Origin of the sequence: Streptomyces sp. NPDC014870 (genome assembly GCF_043081505.1) — a bacterium.
Classification (GTDB): domain Bacteria; phylum Actinomycetota; class Actinomycetes; order Streptomycetales; family Streptomycetaceae; genus Streptomyces.
In genome coordinates, this window is record NZ_JBIBWQ010000007.1 from 487,930 (window position 1) to 495,173 (window position 7,244).

Annotated in this window: 7 protein-coding genes; 2 read left to right on the forward strand and 5 right to left on the reverse strand. The window is 72.8% G+C overall.

What is annotated here, in order from left to right; genetic code table 11:
- Positions 1 to 37 precede the first annotated feature (37 nt).
- Positions 38 to 385: an SCP2 sterol-binding domain-containing protein gene (locus ACF09C_RS22565; protein ID WP_392093654.1), complete on the forward strand. Its 348-nt coding sequence runs from the start codon at positions 38 to 40 to the stop codon at positions 383 to 385.
- Here the strand turns inward: ACF09C_RS22565 and ACF09C_RS22570 are convergent.
- The 4 genes from ACF09C_RS22570 to ACF09C_RS22585 form a co-directional block, all read right to left on the reverse strand.
- Positions 374 to 1,267 (reverse strand): ABC transporter ATP-binding protein, encoded by an 894-nt coding sequence (locus ACF09C_RS22570; RefSeq protein ID WP_392093655.1) that lies wholly within the window; start codon positions 1,265 to 1,267, stop codon positions 374 to 376. The two genes, ACF09C_RS22565 and ACF09C_RS22570, sit on opposite strands and share 12 nt — an antisense overlap.
- 65 nt (positions 1,268 to 1,332) lie before the next feature.
- Complete coding sequence (locus tag ACF09C_RS22575) at positions 1,333 to 2,361, reverse strand: FecCD family ABC transporter permease (RefSeq protein WP_392093657.1); 1,029 nt, start codon at positions 2,359 to 2,361, stop codon at positions 1,333 to 1,335.
- Positions 2,358 to 3,317 carry a FecCD family ABC transporter permease gene (locus ACF09C_RS22580; protein WP_392093700.1) on the reverse strand — a complete coding sequence of 320 codons (960 nt, stop codon included), beginning with the start codon at positions 3,315 to 3,317 and terminating at the stop codon, positions 2,358 to 2,360. Before ACF09C_RS22580 ends, ACF09C_RS22575 begins: the two co-directional genes overlap by 4 nt.
- Positions 3,318 to 3,573: 256 nt before the next feature.
- A complete protein-coding gene (locus ACF09C_RS22585) occupies positions 3,574 to 4,668 on the reverse strand; it encodes an HAD hydrolase-like protein (protein ID WP_392093702.1) in 1,095 nt (364 codons plus the stop codon).
- Positions 4,669 to 4,750: 82 nt separating this feature from the next.
- On the opposite strand from ACF09C_RS22585, the gene ACF09C_RS22590 reads away from it, so the two are divergent.
- Positions 4,751 to 6,028 carry a DUF1015 domain-containing protein gene (locus ACF09C_RS22590; RefSeq protein ID WP_392093658.1) on the forward strand — a complete coding sequence of 426 codons (1,278 nt, stop codon included), beginning with the start codon at positions 4,751 to 4,753 and terminating at the stop codon, positions 6,026 to 6,028.
- Between the two features lie 67 nt (positions 6,029 to 6,095).
- On the opposite strand, the gene ACF09C_RS22595 is transcribed toward ACF09C_RS22590, so the two are convergent.
- Positions 6,096 to 6,863 carry a hypothetical protein gene (locus ACF09C_RS22595; RefSeq protein WP_392093704.1) on the reverse strand — a complete coding sequence of 256 codons (768 nt, stop codon included), beginning with the start codon at positions 6,861 to 6,863 and terminating at the stop codon, positions 6,096 to 6,098.
- Positions 6,864 to 7,244: the final 381 nt, after the last annotated feature.

Sequence of the window (7,244 nt, forward strand, 5' to 3'; positions counted from 1 at the left end):
GACGCTATCGCGAAGCCCTGGGGTACGGTCGACGGCGATGGCCACGATCGAGGAGTGCCGCAGCGCACTCGACAGACTTTCGGACAATCTGACGCGCGCCGACGGCGAGGTCCGCAGCGCCGCCGCGCTCGACCGCAGCCTGAGCTGCCACATCACGGACCTGGACACGACGTTCACCGGCCGCCTCGCGGAGGGCCGGATCGCGGTCCAGGACACGGTGGCTGGCCCGCCGCCCGCCAAGGCGCAGATCCGCCTGGCGATGACGGGCGACGACCTGGTGGCGATGGTGGACGGCGAGCTGAACTTCGCGAAGGCCTGGGCCTCCGGCCGGGTCAGGCTGGAGGCCGGCTTCCGCGACCTGCTGAAACTGCGCTCACTTCTGTAGCGCGGAGCGCGCGGACTGGGTGGACGGCGCGGACGGAGTGGACGGCGCGGAAGGCGTGGACCGCCCCGCCGGCCGGTCCTTCGCCCGCGCCTTGCGCCCCGCGGGCACGACCAGCGGCGTCCCCGTCTCCGGGTCCTCGATGACCTGACAGCGCACTCCGAAGACCCGCTCGACGAGCTCGGCCGTGACGACCTCGGCGGGCGGGCCCTCCGCGACGACCTCGCCGTCCCGGCAGGCGATCAGGTGCGTGGCGTACCGGGCCGCGTGGTTGAGGTCGTGCAGCACGGCGACGAGCGTCCGGCCCTGGGTCTCGTGCAGCTCGGCGCACAGGTCGAGGACATCGATCTGGTGCTGGATGTCGAGGAAGGTCGTGGGCTCGTCGAGAAGCAGCAGCGGGGTCTGCTGGGCCAGCGCCATCGCGATCCACACCCGCTGGCGCTGGCCGCCGGAGAGTTCGTCGACGTACCGCTCGGCGAGCTCCGCGACGCCCGTCGACTCCATCGACTCCTGCACGATCCGCTCGTCCTCGGGCGACCACTGACGCAGCAGCCCCTGGTGCGGGTAGCGGCCCCTGGCCACCAGGTCGGCGACCGTGATGCCGTCGGGGGCGATCGAGGACTGCGGCAGCAGACCGAGCGTCCTGGCGACCTTCTTGGCCGGCATGGAGTGGATACTCTGCCCGTCGAGGAGCACCCGGCCCTGAGAGGGCTTGAGCATCCGGGAGAGGGCGCGCAGGAGCGTCGACTTGCCGCACGCGTTGGGTCCGACGATGACCGTGAACGAGTGGTCGGGGATCGCCACGGACAGCTCGCGGGCGATGACCCGCTGGTCGTAGGCGAGGGTGACGGACTCGGCGCTGAGCCGCTGGGCCTGACGGTCCATGGAGGTGCTCCTGAGGTTCGTGTCGTACGAGTCGTCCTGCGCATCCGTCAGGCGCTCCGGGGGCGTCATATCCGCCCCGCCTTCCGCTCCGTGACGAGCAGCCACAGCAGATAGCAGCCGCCGAGCACTCCGGTGACGACGCCCACCGGCAGCTGCCGGTCGCCGAAGGCGTTGGTAGCAGTCCAGTCGGCGACCAGCAGCAGCGCCGAGCCCATGAGCGCGGAGGCGGCGAGGTTCGGGCCCGGCACGCGGGTCAGCCGCCGGGCCAGCTGCGGGGCGCTCAGGGAGACGAAGACGATGGGCCCGGCGGCGGCGGTCGCCACGGCGACGAGCACGACGGCCGAGGACATCAGCACGATCCGGGTCCGCTCGACCCGGACCCCGAGGGCGTACGCGGAGTCGTCGCCCATCTCCAGCATCCGCAGCGCCCGCCCGTGCCCGAGGACCAGCGGGATCAGGACGCAGCAGACGGCGAGCAGCGGCCAGAACTGCGCCCAGTCCCGCCCTTCCAGCGAGCCGGTCATCCAGACCGTCGCGCGGGTGGCGTCGACCAGGTTGGCCTTGGTGATCAGGTAGTGGATGACGGCGGTGAGCATCGCGGCCGCGCCGATACCGACGAGCACGAGCCGGTAGCCGTGGATCCCGCGCTTCCAGGCGAGGAGGTAGATCACGGCGCCGGTGACCATACCGCCGACGACGGCGCCGCCCGCGGCCGCCATGGCGCTGCCCTGGAAGAGGACGATGACGCCGAGCGCGCCCACGGTGGCGCCCTGGCCGAAACCGATGACGTCGGGGCTGCCGAGGGGGTTGCGGGAGATCGACTGGAAGACGGCGCCGCCGATGCCGAGCGCCGCGCCGACGAAGACGGCGACCAGGACGCGCGGCAGCCGCAGTTCCATCACGGCGATCTCCTGCACGGGCGTGCCGTCGCCGAGGAGCGTGGCGAGGACATCGCCCGGGGCGATCGGGAAGTCCCCGCTCCCGATGAGGACGACCCCGGCCGCGAGGGTGACCACGAGCAGCAGGAGCACCGAGAGCGCGGCGCGGGGCTCGTACCGTACGGAGAACCCGCCGCCGGTCCGTATCGAGTTCACAGCTGGGCCATCCTCTTGCGGCGTACGAGGTGGATGAAGACGGGTCCACCGACGAGCGCGGTGACGATGCCGACCTGGAGCTCGGAGGGGCGGGCCACGAGCCGGCCGATCACGTCCGAGCCGAGGAGCAGGGCGGGCGCGAGAACGGCCGCGTACGGGAGGATCCAGCGCATGTCCGGTCCTGTCACGGCGCGGACGAGGTACGGGACCATGAGACCGAGGAACACGATGGGCCCGCAGGCCGCGGTCGCCGCGCCGCACATGAGCGTGACGGCGACCATCGCGAGGATCCGGGTGCGGTTCAGGTTCGCGCCGAGGGCGCGGGCGGTGTCGTCGCCCATCTCCATGGCGTTGAGCGGCCGGGAGATCAGCAGGGCGAGGACGACCCCGACGAGGATGAAGGGCGCGACGCGCCGCACGGTGTCCATGTCGGCGGAGGCGAGCGAGCCGACGGTCCAGAAGCGGAGCCGGTCGAGCGCGGCGGAGTTCAGGAGCTGGACGGCGTTGACATAGCCGTAGAGCGCGGCGGTGGCGGCGGTTCCGGCCAGCGCCAGGCGCACGGGCGTGGCGCTGCGGCTGCCGCCGAGGACGTACACGACGACGGAGACGACGGCGGCGCCGAGGAACGCGAACCAGACGTAGGCGTCGACGTCGGTGATCCCGAGGAACGCGATCGCGGACACGACGGCCGCCGCCGCGCCGGCGTTCACACCGAGCAGCCCGGGTTCGGCGAGCGGGTTACGGGTGAGGCCCTGCATGACGGCCCCGGAGAGCCCGAGCGCGACGCCGACGAGCAGCCCGAGGACGGTCCGGGGGACGCGGAGGTCACGGATGATGATGTCGTTGCCGGTACCGGTGTTCTGGAACAGCCCGTGCCACACATCGCCCAGGGGCACGGGCTTGGCACCGATCATGATGCTCAGGACACAGACCAGCAGCAGCACCACGACACCCACGACAAGGCCCAACGCCCGCAAGGAATGCCTGCGGCCCGTCGCCTGGGGGGATTTCGTAGCCTCCGCGCTCGCTCGGGAGGAACTCTCGACCAACACGAGGTTAGGCTAACCTACCCTACCTTTCCCCAGTCCCGACGGCCCCAAGCTCCCCGCCGACCTCACGGCCCGCACGACCCCCACGGACCGCACAGTCCTCGGCACCCCCGCCCGACGGGCGGGAGGGATCCGGGAGACCCGCCCGTCAGCGGGGGGACCGTCAGATCCCCAACCGCTCCAGCGCCTTCCCCGCGTCCAGCCCACAGGCCCCGGTCCCGGCCTCCGACCACGCCGCCCCGCAGAGCGCCCGCACCCCTTCCATGACGTCGAGCGCGCCGGTCTCCCCGCCCTCGACACCCTCGGCATCCTCAACACGCTCCAGCAGCAGCGCGCCTCCGCTCGCGGACGCCCGCCACCCCCCGCACAGGAACGCCCCACCCGTCTCCACGACCTCCGGCTGGCCCACCAGGAGCCCCCGCAGATCCGCCGCGACGTACGTCGGCCGGTGCTCCGGCACCGCCGCGAGCAGCTGCGGCACATCCGTCACGCCGGTGAACACCAGAAGCGAGTCCACGCCTCCGTTGAACGCGCCCTCGATGTCGGTGTCCAGCCGGTCCCCCACCACCAACGGCCGCCGTGCGCCGGTCCGCAGCACGGTCTCCCGGTGCATCGGCGGCAGCGGCTTCCCCGCGACCTTCGGCTCCACGACACCGCCCGTGGCGATCCGTACGACCTCCACCGCGGCCCCGTTCCCCGGCCCGATCCCCCGCGCGCCGGGAATCGTCAGATCGGTGTTGGACGCGTACCACGGCACACCCCGCGCCACTGCGTAGCCCGCCTCCGCGAACCGGGCCCACGGCATGTCGGGCCCCCCGTACCCCTGGACCACCGCCGCAAGGCCCGGCACGTCCGCCGACTCCACCGGCTCGAGGCCCCGCTCGCGCAGCGCCACCCGAAGCCCCTCCCCGCCGACGACGAGCACCGGCGAACCGGCCGGCACGTCGTCGGCGATGAGCCGCGCCACGGCCTGCGCCGAGGTGATGACGTCCCCCGCCTCGGCAGGCACCCCCAGCTCGGTGAGGTGCGCGGCCACCGTCTCCGGCGTCCGGAGGGCGTTGTTGGTCACGTACGCGAGGTGCATCCCACCGGCCCGGGCCACCGCCAGCGCGTCGACCGCGTGCGCGATGGCCTCGCCACCCGCGTACACGACCCCGTCGAGGTCGAGGAGCGCCGTGTCGTAGGCCTCGCTCAGCGCGACCGCACTGCCACCGGGCACCGTCCTGACGAGCCGCCCGTCCTGGCCACCGTCACCCATACCCACCACGTACTCCTCACCTGTCGGCCGTCCCCGCTCCCCCGATCATCGCTCATTGCCACCGCGCACTTACGATTGCTCAATGAACACCAGAGGTCCTGCGGCCGACGACGGTCTGCACCTGGTCCCGTTCCGGGGACTCCGATACGTCCCCGAGCGGGTCGGCAGCCTGGCCGCCGTGACCTCACCCCCGTACGACGTCGTCGTCCGGCCCGACGGACTCCACCATCTGGAGTCCGCCGACCCCCACAACATCGTCCGACTGATCCTGCCCCAGGCCATCAGCCCGGGCACCCGCCACCGCAAGGCCGCCGTCACCCTCGACCGCTGGCTCGCGGACGGCGTCCTCGCCCCTGACCCCGAGCCCGCGCTCTACGTGTACGAGCAGAGCAGCGGCGACATCCTCCAGCGCGGCATCATCGGCGCCCTGGAGCTCACCACCCCGGCCGAGGGCATCGTCCTCCCCCACGAGGACGTCATGCCGCACGTCGTCGAGGACCGGGCCGCCCTGATGCGGACCACGGCCGCCAACCTCGAACCGCTCCTCCTCACCTACCGAGGCGGTGTCGACGGCCCGGCCGACGTCATCGAACGCACCGTCCAGCGGGCCCCCCTCCTCGCCACGACCACCGAGGACGGCTTCAGCCACCGCCTCTGGGCGATCACGGACCCGGCCGAACTCGCGGCGGTCTCCGCCGGTCTGGCCGAGCACCAGGCGCTCATCGCCGACGGCCACCACCGCTGGGCGACATACCTCCGCCTCCGCGAGGAGCACGCCCAACCCGGGCCCTGGAACTACGGCCTCGTCCTGCTCATCGACACGGCCCGCTACCCCCTCCGCGTCCGCGCCATCCACCGCCTGCTCCACCGGCTCCCCGTCGCGGACGCCCTGGCGGCGCTCGGCGACGACTTCCGGATCCGCCGGCTCGACGACACCGCGCTGCCGGAAGCCATGGCGTCGCTCGCGTCCGCCGCGGCGGACGGCAACGCCTTCCTCTTCGCCGGCGACGGCACGTTCCACCTCGTGGACCGGCCGGCACCGGCTCTTCTCTCCCGTACCGTCCCCGAGGACCGCCCCGAGGCCTGGCGCACCCTGGACGCCACGGTCCTGCACGCCACGCTCCTCGACCACCTCTGGCACATCCCTGACGCCCCCGAGGACATCAGCTACATCCACGACACCGAGGCAGCCGTGGCCCAGGCGGAACGCCGCGGCGGTACGGCGGTCCTCATGCACCCGGTACGGGAGGACGTCGTACGGGACCTGGCACAGCAGGGCGTCACCATGCCCCGCAAGTCGACGTCGTTCGGCCCGAAGCCTGCCACGGGCCTGGTGCTCAGAAGCCTGGCGCTCGACTGAGGACAGTCGGCCGACGACATGCGAAAGGGCGGTACCCCCGAGGGGGTACCGCCCTTTCGTCACACCGTCAGCCCCGGTCGCCCGGCTGCTCCTCGTCGGTCGCGTCGGCCTCGACCTCGGCGGCGGCGTCGTCGGCCTCGGCGCTCGCGGAGCGCTCGCCGTCCTCGGTCCTGTCCTCGGCCGCGTCCTCGTCGTCGATCTCGTCGATGGCGTCCACGAACTCGACGCCGTCGAGCTCGGCGAGACGGTCGGAGGCGTCCGTGGCCCCGTCCTTGTCCGCCTCGAGCGCCTTGGCGAACCACTCCCGCGCCTCGGTCTCCCGCTCGGCCGCGAGCAGCGCGTCGGCGTAGGCGTACCGCAGGCGCGCGGTCCACGGGTGCACGGCGGTGGAGGCGAGCTCGGGGCTCTGCAGCGTCACGATGGCGGCGTCCAGCTGCCCCATGTCACGACGGGCGCCGGCGGCGACGAGCCGCATCTCGACCTGACCGGCCTTGTCCAGCTTCTGCACCTCGGGCTCACCGGCCATGGCCAGCGCTCGCTCGGGCCGGCCCATGCCGCGCTCGCAGTCGGCCATCACGGGCCACAGCTCGACACCACCGGTCATCCGCCGCGCGGCCCGGAACTCGGCCAGCGCCTCGGAGTACTTCTGCGTGGCGTACGCGGCGAAACCGGCGGCCTCACGGACGGCGGCGACGCGCGAGGCCAGCCGCAGCGCGATGCGCGAGTACGCGTACGCCTGCTCCGGGTCCTCGTCGATCAGGTCGGCGACCATGACGAGGTTACGAGCGACGTCCTCGGCGAGCCCCTTGGGCAGGCTCATGAGCTCCTGGCGCACATCGTCGTCGATCTCGTCACCGGTGACCTCCGGCGGGATCGGCAGCCGCTTGATCGGCGCCCGGTCGGACCGCTCACGGTCGTCACGCCGCCCCTGGCCGCCACGGTTGTCGTCCCGCCCGCGGTAACCGCCGCCCCGGCTGTCGTCACGCCGGTCGTCGCGACGGAACCCGCCGCCACGGTTGTCGTCACGCCGCGGCCCACGGGGCCGGTCGTCCCGACGGTCGTCCCGCCCGCGGTAGCCACCGCCACGGTTGTCGTCCCGACGGTCGTCGCGCGGACGCTCGTCACGGCGGTCGTCACGGCGGAACCCGCCGCCACGGTTGTCGTCACGGCGGTCGTCACGACGGAAGCCGCCACCGCGGTTGTCGTCACGACGGTC